The organism is uncultured Agrobacterium sp. (assembly GCF_913777885.1).
Lineage (GTDB): Bacteria > Pseudomonadota > Alphaproteobacteria > Rhizobiales > Rhizobiaceae > Agrobacterium.
The window spans coordinates 34,871-49,429 of the sequence record NZ_CAJYTV010000011.1 but is presented as its reverse complement, the minus strand read 5'-3'; the positions used below and the strand labels follow the sequence as shown (position 1 = coordinate 49,429).

Below are 14,559 nucleotides of genomic sequence, written 5' to 3'. Positions count from 1 at the left end.
GCGGCTCAGATCTTGATTCATTCGAACGATCAATATCCCGGCAATATGGCATGCGTGATCCAAGCTTCACGGAAATGAATTGGTGCATCACGCCAAAGGGGAATACTGCGAAGAAAATCCGATCATTCTGGTTGTAGTCTCATGGCAATGAACCCCTCCATTCAAGCTCCTCAGTCGGGCGATAGCCTCCGTGGCTTCGTCTATGCGCTGACGGCCTATCTTCTGTGGGGTTTCCTGCCTCTTTACATGAAGGCCGTGGCACATATTTCGCCGCTGGAGGTCATCGTTCATCGGGTCGTCTGGTCCGTGCCGATTGCAGCCATCGTGCTCATCGTGCTCGGCCGAACCGCCGAAATCCGCCAGGCGCTGACCACGCCCCGCATGCTTGCCATGGCCTGCCTCACGGCTTCACTGATCAGCCTCAACTGGGGCATTTACATCTGGGCCATCGGATCGGGTCACGCGCTGGATGCAGCACTCGGTTATTTCATCAATCCGCTGTTCAGCATTCTTCTCGGCGCCGTGATCCTGAAAGAAAAGCTCAGTCGCATACAGATCGCAGCCATCTCGCTGGTCGCGATGGCTGTGGCGCTGCTGACGTGGAATGCCGGCGGTCTGCCTTGGGTGGCTCTCGCACTGACCGTGACCTGGGGCTTTTACGCATTCTTCCGCAAGACGCTTCCCATCGGCCCGACGCAGGGTTTCCTGTTGGAGGTTCTGCTGTTGACCCCACCAGCTCTCGCCTTCATCGTCTATCTGACAGTCACCGGGCGCGGACATTTCTTTGCAGGAACTGCCGCCGACACGTGGCTCCTGGCAGCAAGCGGCCTCGTTACTGCCGTCCCGCTGATCTTCTACGGCAATGGCGCGAAACTTCTGAAGCTCTCCACGATCGGCATCATGCAATACATCGCGCCGTCGATCATCTTCGTCATCGCGGTCTTCATCTTCAGAGAACCGTTCGATACGGTTCGGCTGATTGCATTTCTGATGATCTGGTCAGCACTTGCGGTTTACACATTACCAAGCCTGATGAAAGGCAAGGGCACCCGTTAACCGGCGGCGCTTGGAGCGCCGCGTTCTATTGAATGCAAAAGGCGCTCTCAAACGTTAAACAGACGCATTGCGGCTCAAAGCTGCGCGATGACCGACGCGTCGCCTTCGGGGTTTTGCTGAGCTGCCGCACGCTCGATGATTGCCGGCACGATGTCGCCGATCTGGTCGATCACCAGCGGGTTCAACAAATGCGCGCGATGGATAAAGCCCTGATCGCGCATGTGACGGATCAGTTCGAGCATCGGATCCCAGAAGCCGTTGATGTTGGCGAAAACCATGGGCTTTGCATGACGGCCAAGCTGTGCCCAGGTCATGATCTCGACGATCTCCTCCACCGTGCCGATACCGCCCGGCAATGTGACGAAAGCATCGGCACGCTCGAACATCATGTGCTTGCGCTCATGCATGTCCTTGGTGATCACAAGTTCGTTCAATTGCCCGAGAGAATGGCGTGTCGCTTCCATATCCACGAGAAACTCGGGTATGATCCCCGTCACTTCGCCGCCGTTTGAAAGAACGCCGCTTGCGACCGCACCCATGATGCCCTTGGTGCCGCCGCCATAGACGAGGCGAATGCCGTTTTCGGCAAAGGATTTTCCAAGGTTGCGGCCAGCTTCCATATAGGCGGGATCGCGACCCGGCTGGGAGCCGCAATAGACGCAGATGGATCGAATCGGATGTTTTTCATATGTCATGACCTGCACCGAACTACGCAGGGTCGATCCCGTCAAGAATTTTTGGGGGAAGATGCGGCAAAGGCAGCGCTTCAGCCATGCCAGTGCTTGTATGGAAAGCGCTAAAACGCTAGCAATTCGCGATAATCTTGCGAAGAATGACCTGGAGACTCATGATGAAAAATAAGAGAGCTGCATTGTTGGCGCTTGTCGTGCTCGGCATTGCCACGCTGCTCATGGTCTTCTTCGTCCTGCCCCGTATGTCCGGTGACGACAAACCGATCGGTGACGCTATCAACGAAGCCAGCAACGCTGTCAAAAACAGCGTGGAAATGGGCAGCGAAAAGGCGGGCGATCTTTTGTCCGATGCAGCTGGAGAGACCACCAATGTTGCCGACAAGGTCGGCCGCCTGGCGGAATCCGCCACGAAGTCCATCAAGGACATGAGTAACCTGTTCTCCGACAACAAGGTGCCTTCGAACGAAGACTTCGCCGCGGCCCGCAAAAAGGTGGAAGAGTCCCTTCGCGAACTGGACACGATCGATATTCCGGAATCGCTTGACGAAACGACCTCACGCCTGATCACCACGGCGCGCTCTGCCGCTGAGCGGACACTCGCATATTTGCGCGGGCTACCGGACGATGCATCTGCCGCTGCCGCCCAGGTTCGTCGCCTTGCGGGCGTGTTCGCCGGTACCGATGATGGAGCACCAAGGCAGGAACCGCCTGCTGCGCCGGCACCTGCCGCACCGGCACCTGCGCAAGAACCTGCGCAGCCGGCAGCACGGACTGAAAGCGCCCCAGCCAACGATGCTGCAGCGCAGCTTCCGAGCTTCGACGTTCTGCGCGTCGAACCCGATGGCTCTGCTGTCATTGCCGGCAAGGCGCAGCCGGGTTCCCAGCTTGAAATCGTCAACAAAGGTCAGGTCATTGCCAAGACGCCAGTCGAAAGCAGTGGGGATTTCGCAGCCGTCCTCGACAATCCGCTACCGCCAGGCGACCACGAGTTGGTGCTACGGGCAACCGGCAAGAATGGCAAGGTATCGCAGTCGCAGGAAGTGGCGACAGTCTCCGTTCCTGCACAGAAGGGGGGCGATCTTCTCGCCATGGTCACCACGCCTGGCAAAGCGAGCCGCGTTTTGACCATGCCGGAAACCGCTCCAGCCGAGCTTCAGCCGCAGGCCACGGGCAATGCCCAAGCGCCCGCCACCAATGCGCGGGTCGGTACCGTACCGGAAACTGCATCGGTGCGCGTGACCGCCGTGGAGTTCGATGGATCGAAGATCTATATCGCCGGCTCTGCGCCAGCCGGAACCCCGATACGTGCTCTGGTGGACGAGACGCGCGTTGGCGACACCAAGACCGAAGCTTCCGGCAGTTTCGTCATCGAAGGCGATATCCAGCTCACCGTCGGCAATCACGTCATTACAGCGGAAGCACTCGACGAATCTGGCAAGGTGACCGTGCGGGTACGCGTGCCCTTCTCGCGTCCTGAGGCAGATCAGGGGACGGTCGCCATGCAGCCATCGGGTGCCGTAACCGCATCTCAAAGCGCTCCGACATCGAGTGATCGCCCCGCTGCGGTCAGCGATCAGGCCGCTTTCGAGGCACTTCGCACGGAAGTGGCCAAAGCCTTCGGTATTCTCTCAGGCCTCTACAAGGACGGTAAGACACCCACTCTTGACGAGGTGGCAGCTGCGAAATCCGCAACAGCCATTGCGTTGCGTTCGCTTTCGGAATTCCGCACCGCTGCCTCGGCGGATCCAGCCTTTACGAATTTCGTTGCCGAGATCGCTCGCGAGGCGCGCTCCTTGCTTTCGCTCGTGGACGCGTTGCCGAACGATGTTGCAGCCGTTGGCAAAGCTATTGCAGGTTTGACAGATCGGTTTGCCGCGTTAAATGCGAAGGGTCCCGCAACGCCAGCGCCAGCAAACACCGGGGAGCCCGCCACCGATTCATCCGGCACGAAGACCTTCGAGCAGGCACCGCTCGCACATAGTGACAGCACCGTCATCATTCGGCGCGGTGATACTTTGTGGCAAATTTCCCGTCGGGTCTATGGCCAGGGCGTGCGCTACACCACGATCTACCTTGCCAATCAACAGCAGATCCAAAACCCCGACCTCATCGAACCGGGGCAGATTTTCGACGTGCCGGAAAAGGCCCTACCAAATGCGGAGGAAATCCACCGCAACCGGTTGAAGACACGCTGAGAATGGTCTTCGGGGGGCATTGTAAAAACCCGATCTAGACATTATCTAAATTAGACGACGGCGGCCTATCAAAGCCGCCGTCTTGCTGTCTGCATCCCGGCAGACGCCGGAGCAGAGCATGGCCAACAACAAGAAGAAGACGATCTCAGCGGATTCCAGCAATCCGATGCAGACACTCATCAACCTATGGCCCTATATGTGGCCAGATGGCAGGCGGGACCTTAAGATGCGGGTGGTATGGGCCACCATCTTCCTGCTTGTTGCGAAGCTGGTGTTGATCTCCGTTCCCTATTTCTTCAAATGGGCGACTGATGCGCTGAACGGCAAAGTGGACATGGCGGGAGTGCTTCCCCTATTCCTGCTCGGCGCCGTTTCACTCGTCATCGCCTATAATCTGACGCGCGTCATTCAGATTGGCTTCAATCAGTTACGGGACTCGCTTTTCGCCAGCGTCGGGCAGCATGCGGTTCGTCAACTGGCCTATAAGACATTCGTGCATATGCACCAGCTTTCACTGCGCTTTCATCTGGAGCGCAAGACAGGTGGCTTGTCGCGCATCATCGAGCGCGGCACGAAGGGTATAGAAACGATCGTTCGTTTCACCATCCTCAACACCGCGCCGACATTCATCGAATTCCTGCTGACGGCCGCCATCTTCTGGGTGTCCTACGGCTTCTGGTATGTCTTCGTGACCGTCGTCACGGTCTGGGCTTATATCTGGTTCACGGTCAAGGCCAGCAACTGGCGCATATCCATTCGCAGGTCGATGAATGACAGCGACACCGATGCCAATACGAAGGCCATCGACTCGCTGTTGAACTTCGAAACAGTCAAGTATTTCGGCAATGAGGACATGGAAGCCCGCCGCTTCGACGCGGCGATGGCGCGCTACGAAAAATCGGCCGTCGCCATCTGGACGTCGCTCGGTTGGCTAAACTTCGGCCAGGGAGTCATATTCGGTCTGGGCTCCCTCGTCATGATGGTCATGTCTGCGCTTGCGGTGCAGCGCGGAGAGCAGACCATCGGCGACTTCGTCTTCATTAACGCGCTACTTCTGCAGCTTTCCGTGCCGCTGAACTTCATCGGCTTCGTATATCGCGAAATCCGCCAGGGTTTGACCGATATCGAACAGATGTTCGATCTGTTGGAAGTGGAAGCGGAAGTTGTGGATTCACCAGGCGCCAAGCCGCTTCACATTGGTTCAGGCGCTGTCAGCTTCCGCGACGTTCAGTTTGCCTACGATCCCGAGCGGCCAATTCTGAAGGGCATCTCCTTCGATGTGCCCGCTGGCAAAACGATCGCGATCGTCGGACCCTCGGGAGCCGGAAAGTCAACGATCTCCAGGCTGCTCTATCGATTCTATGACATTCAAAGTGGATCGATCACCATCGACGGCCAGGATATCCGCTCGGTCACGCAAAAGAGCCTGCGCGCCGTGGTCGGCATGGTGCCGCAGGATACGGTGCTGTTTAACGATACACTGGCCTATAACATTCGCTATGGTCGGCCAGATGCCCCGGAAGCCGATGTCACGGCTGCGGCGAATGCCGCGCAGATCAGCGGATTCATCAGCAAGTTGCCCGATGGTTTCCAGACCATGGTCGGCGAGCGGGGATTGAAGCTTTCGGGTGGAGAGAAGCAGCGCGTTGCCATTGCCCGCACCATTCTCAAGGCACCACCCATCCTCATTCTCGACGAGGCCACATCTGCGCTCGACACCCACACCGAACAGGAGATTCAAAGCGCGCTGGACGTGGTTTCACAAAATCGCACGACGCTCGTCATCGCACATCGCTTGTCCACCGTGATCGGAGCGGACGAAATCATCGTCCTCAAGGACGGCACCATCGCGGAACGGGGAACCCATTCATCGCTCATGCTGGCCGGTGGGCTTTATGCCTCGATGTGGAGCCGTCAGCGCGAGGCGATTCAGGCCGAGGAGCGGTTGCGCGAAGTCCGCGAAAAAGACGATCTCGGGGTGGTGGATCGCGGCGAACCAGCGCGTTGAGCCTGGGTATAAACCGGTCTTGTGGCTGCGCACCATTGCCCGTGGCGCGGTTTGCCTGTAGTCACCTATGCGTGTTTTGTCGCCTTGAGACGTGAATATGGTCGCGAAACGACTATATCATGCGTGTCACGCAGGAACCTTAAGACGCTCTGCGATGGGGCATACAGACAAATCGAGGCCTGAGCGAGCAGCAGCCGAGAGGCGCATCGTCAGGACTGGAAACGAAAATTTCGGAGAAGAACGACCAATGAACCTGTTCGATACCATTCGCAACACCCTGGTACCGATTCACAAGGAAGGCTACATTTTCATCGCGGCTTTCTTCGTTGCATCGCTGGTGCTCGGCTGGATCGCCACGCCCCTCTTCTGGATCGGTATGGTTCTGACAGCGTGGTGCGCCTACTTCTTCCGCGACCCCCAACGCGTGACGCCACAGGATGACGATCTGATCATCAGCCCTGCAGATGGCACCGTGTCCGCCATCCAGACCGTCGTTCCTCCGCTGGAGCTCGAACTCGGCAAGGAGCCAATGGTGCGTGTTTCGGTGTTCATGAATGTGTTCAACTGCCACGTTAACCGCTCGCCGGTGCGTGGCCGCGTCGTGAATGTCGCCTACCGCCCAGGCCTATTCCTCAATGCCGATCTCGACAAGGCTTCGGAAGACAACGAACGCAACGGTCTTGTGATCGAAACGGCGCATGGCCGGGTCGGCGTCGTACAGATTGCGGGCATGGTCGCTCGTCGAATTGTCTGCTGGGTTAAGCCGAACGAACCCGTTGATGCCGGCGAGCGCTTCGGCCTTATCCGCTTTGGCTCTCGCCTCGACATCTTCCTGCCCGAAGGCTTCGCACCGCGCGTTTCCGTCGGACAGACGGCTATTGCTGGCGAAACCGTTCTTGCCGAATTCGGCTCGGCCAAGGGGGCCGTTCTCAGCCGCCGCGCCTGATGATACGACAGGGAGCCACGATCGATGGAAGAACAAGCGCCGCAGCCGAATATTAACGGCAAGCCCGAGGTCAGCACAGATAGCGGACGAGGCCCGAGGCTTCGCGAAATTCCGCTTCGTCTGGTCGTCCCCAATCTCGTCACGGTGCTTGCCATCTGCGCGGGTCTTAGTGGCGTTCGCCTCGCCTTCGAGGGGCGCTTCGAGCTGGCGGTCGCCATGGTTCTGGTGGCAGCATTCCTCGACGGGATCGATGGGCGCCTGGCACGGATGATGAAGGCAACGTCCAAATTCGGCGCGCAGATGGATTCGCTTGCCGACATCGTCAATTTCGGCGTTGCCCCTGCCCTCGTCGTATATGCCTATCTCCTAGATCAAGCACGGTCGCTGGGTTGGATCGCTGCCCTCATCTATGTCATTGCTGCTGGACTTCGCCTGGCGCGCTTCAATGTCATGGTCGAGCGGGAAGTGAAGGCGCCCTGGCAGAACGAATTCTTTGTTGGCGTTCCCGCTCCGATGGGCGCGATGCTGGTATTGCTTCCCGTTTATGTCGGATTTATCGGCGTCGAGCCGAGCCGCACGTTTGCCCACATTGCCGCTGCCTATACAGTATTGATCGGCTACCTTCTGATCAGCCGCCTTCCGGTATGGTCGGGAAAGTCTGAAAGCCGCATCCGACGCGATCTCGTTCTTCCAGCGATTTTGATCGTCGTGCTCTATGTCGCGCTCCTGATGAGCTTCACCTGGGAAGTTCTGATCCTGACCGTTCTGGCCTATCTCACCTTTCTGCCCTTCAGCGCACGGATCTGGCATAAACGTTACGGCACGCTGACCATCGAAGACCATGATCACGGCGACAGCGGCGACGGCCTAGACCGAGGCATTTGACCTCAGCGGGACTGAAAGCGTTTCGCGGCAACAATGACTGGTTTCAGCGGTGGGCAGTTCCAGGGTGGGGGCGAACACGAAATGTCGCAGACTGCAATTTTCAATTGATTGAATCCGCCTCGAATTCGTCACGATTGACCCCGAGAGAGCTTGTCAGGAAGGCCCGCGAATCAAGGCCGGACAAGCAATCTGCGGAGGGTGGAATGACTGAGACAACGAAAATCGAAACGCCAGCAAAACCGGATCTGAAGGCGCATTACCAGCCGCTCGGCCTCAAGGCCGTTGCAGCCGCCGCCATGATGGTGGCGCGCAAGCCGAAGCAGGCAAAGACTGCCTGATCTCTTTCAAGTTTAGCAGGCAGTGTGGTGCCCGCGAGCTTTGCAAGTGGCGCTTTCGAGCGCCATTTTCATTTTCTACGTAGAGACACGATCGGCAAGAAGCCGATTCCTCGTCTAAAATAGCGCGAGTTGCTCGCTCTTCTCTTTCACCGGAGCAAGTGGTGCGGTTTCCTCCACCGGCTCGATAAGATCAGGCCCGACATTGGCGACCTTGTTCACCCTGTCCGAAACCGGGATCATCTCGAAGAAATCCTCATCCGCTGCCGTCATCAAGCTCGAGACCTCGCGTGGCTCCTGCGTCTTACAATCCAGCCAACGGCTGAAATCCTGCGGAGCGATCACCACCGGCATCCGGTCGTGGATGCGTGACATAGAGGCGTTGGCAGCGGTGGTGAGGATCGCGCCGGTATCGACTTCCGATCCATCTGCAGAGGACCATGTTTCCATCAATCCGGCGAAGGCAACGATACCGCCGTGCTTTGGCCTGATGTAGTATGCCTGAAGCTTGCCGCAATCATCTTTGGCTGGTCTTTTCCACTCGTAAAAACCGCTCGCCGGGATGAGGATGCGGCGATGACGCATGGCAGCGCGGAACGACGCCTTGCCGATGGCGGTTTCTGCGCGCGCATTGATCAGAAGCGGAAAGGTCTTGGGGTCTTTTACCCAACCCGGCATGAAGCCCCAGCGCACGAGCATGGCCTGCCGGTTTGGCAGGTTGCTTCCCACTTCCTGCCGCTCACCCTCCACAATAATCAGGATCGGCTGGGTCGGCGCGATGTTGAAACGCGGCGGGAAATCCTCAACGCCGATCAGATCGAGATGATCGGCAATCTCTTCCGGCGTTGCTTTCAGTACGAAGCGACCGCACATGGACCTATCCTCTCGGCGCAAACAGAATGAGCGAAGCGCCGGCAAGGCAAACCGCGCCGCCCGCCAGATCCCAGCGATCGGGCGCATGACGCTCCACGCCCCAAAGCCACAGCAAAGAAGCGACGATGTAAATGCCTCCATAGGCCGCATAGGCCCGTCCGGCAGCCTCGGTCGGCACCAGCGTCAAAAGCCAGGCAAAGATTGCAAGCGACACCATCCCGGGCACCAACCAAACCACCGATCTGCCCATGCGCAGCCACGCCCAAAAGGCAAAGCATCCAGCTATTTCGGCAAGCGCTGCGGCTGCATAGACGAGGGTAATTTTCATGCCTATTTCCTGCTCCTGTTTCCGCCGCAGGCAAGGTGGACTGTTCGGGGCCTTGAGCGCATCATAGCGAAAACCATCTCTTTCGTGCAGTCTCGTCGAGACCGCCAAGCATTCAGCCACGGTCTATGTCACACCCCGGAGCGGTTACATGACCCTTAAGCTCTATATGCACCCGCTTTCGTCATTCTGCCACAAGGTGCTCGTGGCACTTTATGAAAACGGCACATCTTTTGAACCGGTTATCGTCGATTTCTCCAATCCTGATTCAAGGGCGGCGTTCGTTGAAAGATCACCGAGGGGAAAGATGCTGGCGCTGCATGATATCGAAGCCAACGTAGCGCTGCCGGAAAGCATCATCATCGAATATATTCATACCCATTATCAAGGTCCGGCCGAACTGCTGCCGAAAGGCGTGGAGGAGCAGCTTGAGGTGCGGCTATGGGATCGGTTCTTTGATCTCTACATCCACCAGTCTATGCAGCGCATTGCCGCGGAACGTTTGCGTCCTAAAGATGCTCCCGATCCTCATGGTTTATCCGAGGCTCATGCGACCATCGAAAAGGCCTATGGCGTCCTGGAGCAGCACTTACCAAGTCGTGAGTGGGTCGCAGGCAAGGAGTTTTCGATGGCGCATTGCTCTACGGTTCCGGCGTTCTTTTATGGGTCGATCGTTCATCCGTTCAGTGGCGACTTTAAAAACACCAGCGAGTATTTCGAACGATTGGTTTCAAGACCTTCGGTGAAGCGAGTGATTGAAGAGGCGAGCCCCTATTTTCAGTATTTCCCTACAAGGAAAAGATGCCGCCACGTTTCCTGCAAGGTTGACTGCATAATAAGAAGCAGATTCTTGAAGGAAACCGCATGCCTCTTCCCCACCCAGCATCTTCCGCCATCGTCCGGCGTGGCGACCGTCTGCTGTTGGTGCGGCGAATCAATCCGCCATCGAAGGACATGTTCGCCTTTCCCGGTGGGCGCGGCGAGCCTGGCGAGACACCGGCGCAGACAGCACTTCGCGAATTGCTGGAAGAGACAGGCATCAAGGCGCGCGATCCACAGCTTTTCGCGACCTACGATCTGCCTTCGTATGACGTTGCGGGACGGCTGACCAGTCATTTTCTACTGTCGGTGTTTCTTGTGGACGCGGACGAGCAGACCGCGGCTCTTGCAGCAGATGACGCGGCAGATGCCGGATGGTTCACGCTCGAGGAGATACGCCGTCTCCCCGCACCGGAAAGTGTTCTGGAATGCGCCGAGCGCGTTTTAGGCCAGTTGCATGAACACTAGAATCACAGCTATCTGGAAGAAGTTTGTCACGAGTCGATGTTGGGTTGCGCGTAAAGTCATGGGTCAAAGGGTTTGTTTTTTGTCGGCATTGTTGGTGAGTGTGGCTCTGCCCGTCGCCTTGCACGCTGCAAGCCCGAAACCACCTCAGCCGACAGCGCCACCACCGCAAGAAAGCAAGCCAGCACCCTATGACGACAAGCTGGCGCGCCTGTCGGAAATCCTTGGCGCCGTGCAATATCTGCGCACGCTCTGCCCGGCGACGGGTCCGCAGGAGTGGCGCAAAGCCATGAGCGATATTCTGGCAGCGGATACTGCAAACGAGCCGCAGCGAAAGCAGCGTATGACCGCCGCATTCAACCGCGGATACCGGACCTTTGCGGCTGTCCATACGAGTTGCACCTCCGCCGCGCTCTTGGCGGAACAGAAATACCGTGCCGAAGGCGCAACACTCGCACAAGAAATCACGTCGAGATTCGGAAATTAGAGGATTGTTAACCTCTTTTCGCCGCAGGGCGTGCCGTTTTGATAAAAGACTGTTAGAGTTGTTAACAGGGTGGTAACGACTTGGACGCCCTGTCGAGGATGAAAGATGCAAACGAGCCGTAACGAAATCCACGATATGATCGCGCATGAAAAGATGCAGGTCGCTCTGGAACATCAAAACGAAGCCTGGGCTGATGGTATGGCCGATGGCATCGAACCGGAGATCATCGCAGATGCCGCTATAGCCTTGGCCATGCGCGAAACCATTCGCATGCATGGCGAAGCCGGCGCAGAGGCCATGCTCGAATCATTGCGTCAGCGCATGCTTGCTGGCGAATTTTCCCCGCAGCGGATCATTCAGTAAGCGGGAGCCTATCCATGCTGTTTTTCGGTCATAAAGTCGCGCGGTCGTCTGCCGCGCTTGCCGCCGTTATTTCACTAACCCTTTCTGCCACCGCACTACCGCATGCGGCCTATGCTCTGTCTGAGCTGAAGCCTGGTCCAGGCGGCGAGACCGAGCAGGCCCAGGCATCCGAGGCTCCCAAGTCGTCGCAGCCGGCGCCGGTCAAAGAGGGTTCCGATGGCATTCCCATGCCAGATCCGCTGGTGAACCGCCAGGGCGGACAACAGGAGGCAGCGCCTGAACAAAACGATGCGCCGCAAGTTTCCGCACAAATCGAGCATGATATCAGCAAGGCACCGGAGCCTGTGCGTCGCCTGCGTCAATTGATCATCGACGCGGCCTCCAGTGGCGATATCGAAAAGCTGCGTCCACTGATCAATGCCGGCCCGAACCAGACGCGTATAGACGCCGAAGGAACCGATCCTATCGCTGCGCTGAAAAGCTTCTCCGGCGACCCGGAAGGCCTGGAAGTGCTGGCCATTATCCTCGATCTGCTTTCTACCGGTTATGCCCGCGTGGATGCCGGAACGCCGGATGAAATGTATGTCTTCCCCTACTTTGCCGGAAAGTCGCTCAACACACTGACCAAGCCCGAGAAAGTAGATCTCCTGCGTATCATCACGGCTGGCGATCTGGCCGACATGCAGGAATATGGCAATTACAGCTTTTACCGTATCGGCATCTCGCCAGATGGACAGTGGAAGTTCTTTGGCGCAGGCGACTGATCAGGCCGCTTGACGCATGGCCCGCGCCAATTTTCGGCAATACTGACATGCGGTGAGGCAAAGAGATCAAGCGTCAGAGCGATTGTTGAAGACCGTGATGGACTCCGGCCTCAATTGCCCCTTCCGGCTTGCCCTCGCGCGCCTGAAACCCTAACTCTAAAGCACCGTGCGTTTTCTTGGACGCACAAAGGACGCTCTATCTTTTTTGTCTCTACGCCTCGGGCTTTTTTCGAAATCCGATTTTGATATTCGGGCCGAGGCCGTAGGGAAAAAATCCAGCTGAATGGTAACGCCATGTCATCCGCCTTCTTGCCGAACCGTCGTTTCATCCGCATTGGTGGCGAAGCGGCTTCCGATTTCCTGCAAAACCTGATCACCACGGATCTGGATGCGCTGCCGGATACGGAAGCGCGTGCAGGCGCGCTACTGACGCCGCAGGGCAAGATCCTGTTTGATTTTCTGATCGCACGCGACGGCGCTGCGTACCGTTTGGAGACAGACAAGGATCAACAGGAGGCGTTGCTGCGCCGCTTGACCATGTACAAATTGCGCGCGGCTGTCGATCTGCAAGCCGAAGAGACGGAAGGCGTCAGCGTCCATTGGGACGATTCTGTCCCGCAACACAGCGTCAAAGACGGACGCTTCGCCAAAGCGAGGGTGGTGCTTTATCGCGTTCCGGGTCACCACGTGAGCGGCGATTCGTCCAGTTACGACCTGCTGCGGATAGCATCTGGGGTTGCCGAATCGGGTCGCGATTACGCGCTACAGGATGCGTTCCCCCATGACGTGTTGATGGATGTAAATGACGGCGTGTCCTTCAAGAAGGGTTGCTTCGTCGGTCAGGAAGTCGTCTCGCGCATGAAGCATCGCGGCACGGCACGTCGGCGGGTCGTCATCGTTTCTGGCGAACACATCCTTCCGGCAACTGGCACCGAGATCATGGCAGGTGGTAAGCCGATTGGGACACTTGGCACGGTCAGCGCAGACAAGGGCCTCGCGATAGTGCGCACCGATCGGGCCGCGGACGCGATGTCGTCGAACGTTGCGATGATGGCAGGGGATGTCACCGTGTCAGTGTCTCTGCCGGAGTGGACTGGGTTGAGCTTTCCCTCAACCGATCCGCTTGCAAGCACAGAGGACTAAGCGGTGGCAATATCAAAGGCCCCGCGCGCATGGCAACGCATGCTTTCCGGCAGGCGGCTCGATCTTCTCGATCCCTCACCGCTGGATGTAGAGCTTGCCGATATCGCCCACGGCTTGGCGCGTGTGGCGCGTTGGAACGGTCAAACGCGCGGCGACCACGCCTTTTCGGTTGCGCAGCACAGTCTCATCGTCGAGGCGATTTTTTGCCGTTTGAATCCATCGGCTTCCCCGAATGATATGCTGATGGCGCTGCTGCATGATGCACCGGAATATGTGATCGGCGATATGATCTCTCCGTTTAAATCCGTCGTTGGTGGGGGCTACAAAAGTGTCGAAAGCCGACTGGAAGCCGCCATTCATCGGCGTTTCTCCTTGCCGCCACATCCCACACGCGAACTAAAAGACCGCATCAAGAAAGCCGACACGGTTGCTGCCTTTTTCGAAGCCACTGAGCTTGCAGGCTTTTCGCTTGCGGAGGCGCAAAAATTCTTCGGCCTTCCGCGCGGCATCAGTCGCGACATGATCGCCATCGATCCCGTTCCCGCAACGGAGGCACAGCGCCGTTTCATCGCACGCTTCGAAGTGATCGAAGCATTACGCAAGGCCCCAGCATGACCGCAATTGTCGTCTCGCCACTTTCCCGCATCGGAGAAATGGCCGTGCGCCACAAGGCGCGTGAAATGATTACCTTGATCGCCAAGGAGCAGGCCTTTCACCGCCCTGCCGTGATTTCTGCAGAGCGGCATCTGACACTGCAAATGAACGATATCGCCTTTAAGGGGAACGACGCTCTCATCGCGCCGGACGATGCCCATGTTCTGCGGCTGATCGATTTTGCCAGTGAATGGGATCAATCCGCGCCGCTCTTGATCCATTGCTGGATGGGTGTTTCCCGTTCGCCAGCCGCAGCGATCGTCGCCGCACTGGCTCTCTATCCGGATCAGGATGAAACAGCGCTAGCACGCCGGCTAAGAACAGTATCCCCATATGCGACACCGAATGCCCGTATCATTGAAATCGGCGACAGGCTCCTTGACCGCAAGGGTCGATTGGTGAGCGCAATCAAGGCGATCGGCCGCGGTGCGGACACCGATGGCAACGTCCCCTTCGTGCTGCCGCTTAGCGATTCGGTCCCGCTTTAACGGGAACCCCAGCCGAAACCTATCGTTACCAACCCTGAACACCGAAAGATCATCAAGGACG

At 57.7% G+C, this 14,559-nt stretch carries 16 protein-coding genes and 1 pseudogene; 14 read left to right on the top strand and 3 right to left on the bottom strand.

The window, feature by feature from the left end:
* Positions 1-141: 141 nt before the first annotated feature.
* The gene (gene rarD / locus QZ869_RS08735; protein WP_296104054.1) at positions 142-1,056 is read left to right on the top strand and encodes an EamA family transporter RarD; all 915 of its coding nucleotides are present in this window, start codon (positions 142-144) and stop codon (positions 1,054-1,056) included.
* A gap of 74 nt (positions 1,057-1,130) precedes the next feature.
* On the opposite strand, the gene QZ869_RS08730 is transcribed toward rarD, so the two are convergent.
* Complete coding sequence (locus tag QZ869_RS08730) at positions 1,131-1,751, bottom strand: TIGR00730 family Rossman fold protein (protein WP_296104052.1); 621 nt, start codon at positions 1,749-1,751, stop codon at positions 1,131-1,133.
* Between the two features lie 155 nt (positions 1,752-1,906).
* On the opposite strand from QZ869_RS08730, the gene QZ869_RS08725 reads away from it, so the two are divergent.
* From QZ869_RS08725 to QZ869_RS08705, 5 genes are all read left to right on the top strand, one after another.
* Entirely contained in the window at positions 1,907-3,943 is a 2,037-nt protein-coding gene (locus tag QZ869_RS08725) for a LysM peptidoglycan-binding domain-containing protein (RefSeq protein ID WP_296104049.1), read from the top strand.
* Positions 3,944-4,061: 118 nt separating this feature from the next.
* Entirely contained in the window at positions 4,062-5,951 is a 1,890-nt protein-coding gene (locus QZ869_RS08720) for an ABC transporter ATP-binding protein/permease (RefSeq protein WP_296019469.1), read from the top strand.
* Positions 5,952-6,198: 247 nt separating this feature from the next.
* Entirely contained in the window at positions 6,199-6,897 is a 699-nt protein-coding gene (locus tag QZ869_RS08715; RefSeq protein ID WP_296104044.1) for a phosphatidylserine decarboxylase, read from the top strand.
* Positions 6,898-6,921: 24 nt separating this feature from the next.
* Positions 6,922-7,782, top strand: a complete 861-nt coding sequence (gene pssA / locus QZ869_RS08710) for a CDP-diacylglycerol--serine O-phosphatidyltransferase (protein WP_296081396.1) — start codon at positions 6,922-6,924, stop codon at positions 7,780-7,782.
* A gap of 203 nt (positions 7,783-7,985) precedes the next feature.
* Positions 7,986-8,120, top strand: a complete 135-nt coding sequence (locus QZ869_RS08705; protein ID WP_296019477.1) for a hypothetical protein — start codon at positions 7,986-7,988, stop codon at positions 8,118-8,120.
* A 114-nt stretch (positions 8,121-8,234) separates the two neighbouring features.
* Here the strand turns inward: QZ869_RS08705 and QZ869_RS08700 are convergent, their stop codons facing one another.
* Positions 8,235-8,990, bottom strand: a complete 756-nt coding sequence (locus QZ869_RS08700) for an SOS response-associated peptidase (protein ID WP_296100912.1) — start codon at positions 8,988-8,990, stop codon at positions 8,235-8,237.
* Positions 8,991-8,994: 4 nt separating this feature from the next.
* Positions 8,995-9,318, bottom strand: a complete 324-nt coding sequence (locus QZ869_RS08695) for a YnfA family protein (RefSeq protein WP_296019481.1) — start codon at positions 9,316-9,318, stop codon at positions 8,995-8,997.
* 148 nt (positions 9,319-9,466) lie between these two features.
* Here QZ869_RS08695 and QZ869_RS08690 point away from each other — a divergent pair.
* From QZ869_RS08690 to QZ869_RS08655, 8 genes and pseudogenes are all read left to right on the top strand, one after another.
* Positions 9,467-9,994: pseudogene (locus tag QZ869_RS08690) on the top strand (glutathione S-transferase family protein); the annotation flags it as partial.
* A 185-nt stretch (positions 9,995-10,179) separates the two neighbouring features.
* The gene (locus QZ869_RS08685; protein WP_296100911.1) at positions 10,180-10,602 is read left to right on the top strand and encodes an NUDIX domain-containing protein; all 423 of its coding nucleotides are present in this window, start codon (positions 10,180-10,182) and stop codon (positions 10,600-10,602) included.
* Between the two features lie 91 nt (positions 10,603-10,693).
* Positions 10,694-11,086 carry a TIGR02301 family protein gene (locus QZ869_RS08680; protein ID WP_296019590.1) on the top strand — a complete coding sequence of 131 codons (393 nt, stop codon included), beginning with the start codon at positions 10,694-10,696 and terminating at the stop codon, positions 11,084-11,086.
* 105 nt (positions 11,087-11,191) lie between these two features.
* Positions 11,192-11,449: a hypothetical protein gene (locus QZ869_RS08675; RefSeq protein ID WP_062425653.1), complete on the top strand. Its 258-nt coding sequence runs from the start codon at positions 11,192-11,194 to the stop codon at positions 11,447-11,449.
* Positions 11,450-11,463: 14 nt separating this feature from the next.
* Positions 11,464-12,213 (top strand): hypothetical protein, encoded by a 750-nt coding sequence (locus tag QZ869_RS08670; protein WP_296104040.1) that lies wholly within the window; start codon positions 11,464-11,466, stop codon positions 12,211-12,213.
* A gap of 294 nt (positions 12,214-12,507) precedes the next feature.
* Positions 12,508-13,356 (top strand): folate-binding protein YgfZ, encoded by an 849-nt coding sequence (locus QZ869_RS08665; protein ID WP_296104036.1) that lies wholly within the window; start codon positions 12,508-12,510, stop codon positions 13,354-13,356.
* Between the two features lie 3 nt (positions 13,357-13,359).
* A complete protein-coding gene (locus QZ869_RS08660) occupies positions 13,360-13,971 on the top strand; it encodes an HD family hydrolase (RefSeq protein ID WP_296104033.1) in 612 nt (203 codons plus the stop codon).
* Positions 13,968-14,498: a tyrosine phosphatase family protein gene (locus QZ869_RS08655; RefSeq protein WP_296104031.1), complete on the top strand. Its 531-nt coding sequence runs from the start codon at positions 13,968-13,970 to the stop codon at positions 14,496-14,498. The genes QZ869_RS08660 and QZ869_RS08655 overlap by 4 nt, the downstream gene beginning before the upstream one ends.
* Positions 14,499-14,559 lie beyond the last annotated feature (61 nt).

Excerpts from the sequence above, each read along its gene's own strand:
- rarD (WP_296104054.1), top strand. The coding sequence starts at position 142 with ATGGCAATGAACCCCTCCATTCAAGCTCCTCAGTCGGGCGATAGCCTC.
- QZ869_RS08730 (WP_296104052.1), bottom strand. The coding sequence starts at position 1,751 with ATGACATATGAAAAACATCCGATTCGATCCATCTGCGTCTATTGCGGC.
- QZ869_RS08725 (WP_296104049.1), top strand. The coding sequence starts at position 1,907 with ATGAAAAATAAGAGAGCTGCATTGTTGGCGCTTGTCGTGCTCGGCATT.
- QZ869_RS08720 (WP_296019469.1), top strand. The coding sequence starts at position 4,062 with ATGGCCAACAACAAGAAGAAGACGATCTCAGCGGATTCCAGCAATCCG.
- QZ869_RS08715 (WP_296104044.1), top strand. The coding sequence starts at position 6,199 with ATGAACCTGTTCGATACCATTCGCAACACCCTGGTACCGATTCACAAG.
- pssA (WP_296081396.1), top strand. The coding sequence starts at position 6,922 with ATGGAAGAACAAGCGCCGCAGCCGAATATTAACGGCAAGCCCGAGGTC.
- QZ869_RS08705 (WP_296019477.1), top strand. The coding sequence starts at position 7,986 with ATGACTGAGACAACGAAAATCGAAACGCCAGCAAAACCGGATCTGAAG.
- QZ869_RS08700 (WP_296100912.1), bottom strand. The coding sequence starts at position 8,990 with ATGTGCGGTCGCTTCGTACTGAAAGCAACGCCGGAAGAGATTGCCGAT.
- QZ869_RS08695 (WP_296019481.1), bottom strand. The coding sequence starts at position 9,318 with ATGAAAATTACCCTCGTCTATGCAGCCGCAGCGCTTGCCGAAATAGCT.
- QZ869_RS08685 (WP_296100911.1), top strand. The coding sequence starts at position 10,180 with ATGCCTCTTCCCCACCCAGCATCTTCCGCCATCGTCCGGCGTGGCGAC.
- QZ869_RS08675 (WP_062425653.1), top strand. The coding sequence starts at position 11,192 with ATGCAAACGAGCCGTAACGAAATCCACGATATGATCGCGCATGAAAAG.
- QZ869_RS08670 (WP_296104040.1), top strand. The coding sequence starts at position 11,464 with ATGCTGTTTTTCGGTCATAAAGTCGCGCGGTCGTCTGCCGCGCTTGCC.
- QZ869_RS08665 (WP_296104036.1), top strand. The coding sequence starts at position 12,508 with ATGTCATCCGCCTTCTTGCCGAACCGTCGTTTCATCCGCATTGGTGGC.
- QZ869_RS08655 (WP_296104031.1), top strand. The coding sequence starts at position 13,968 with ATGACCGCAATTGTCGTCTCGCCACTTTCCCGCATCGGAGAAATGGCC.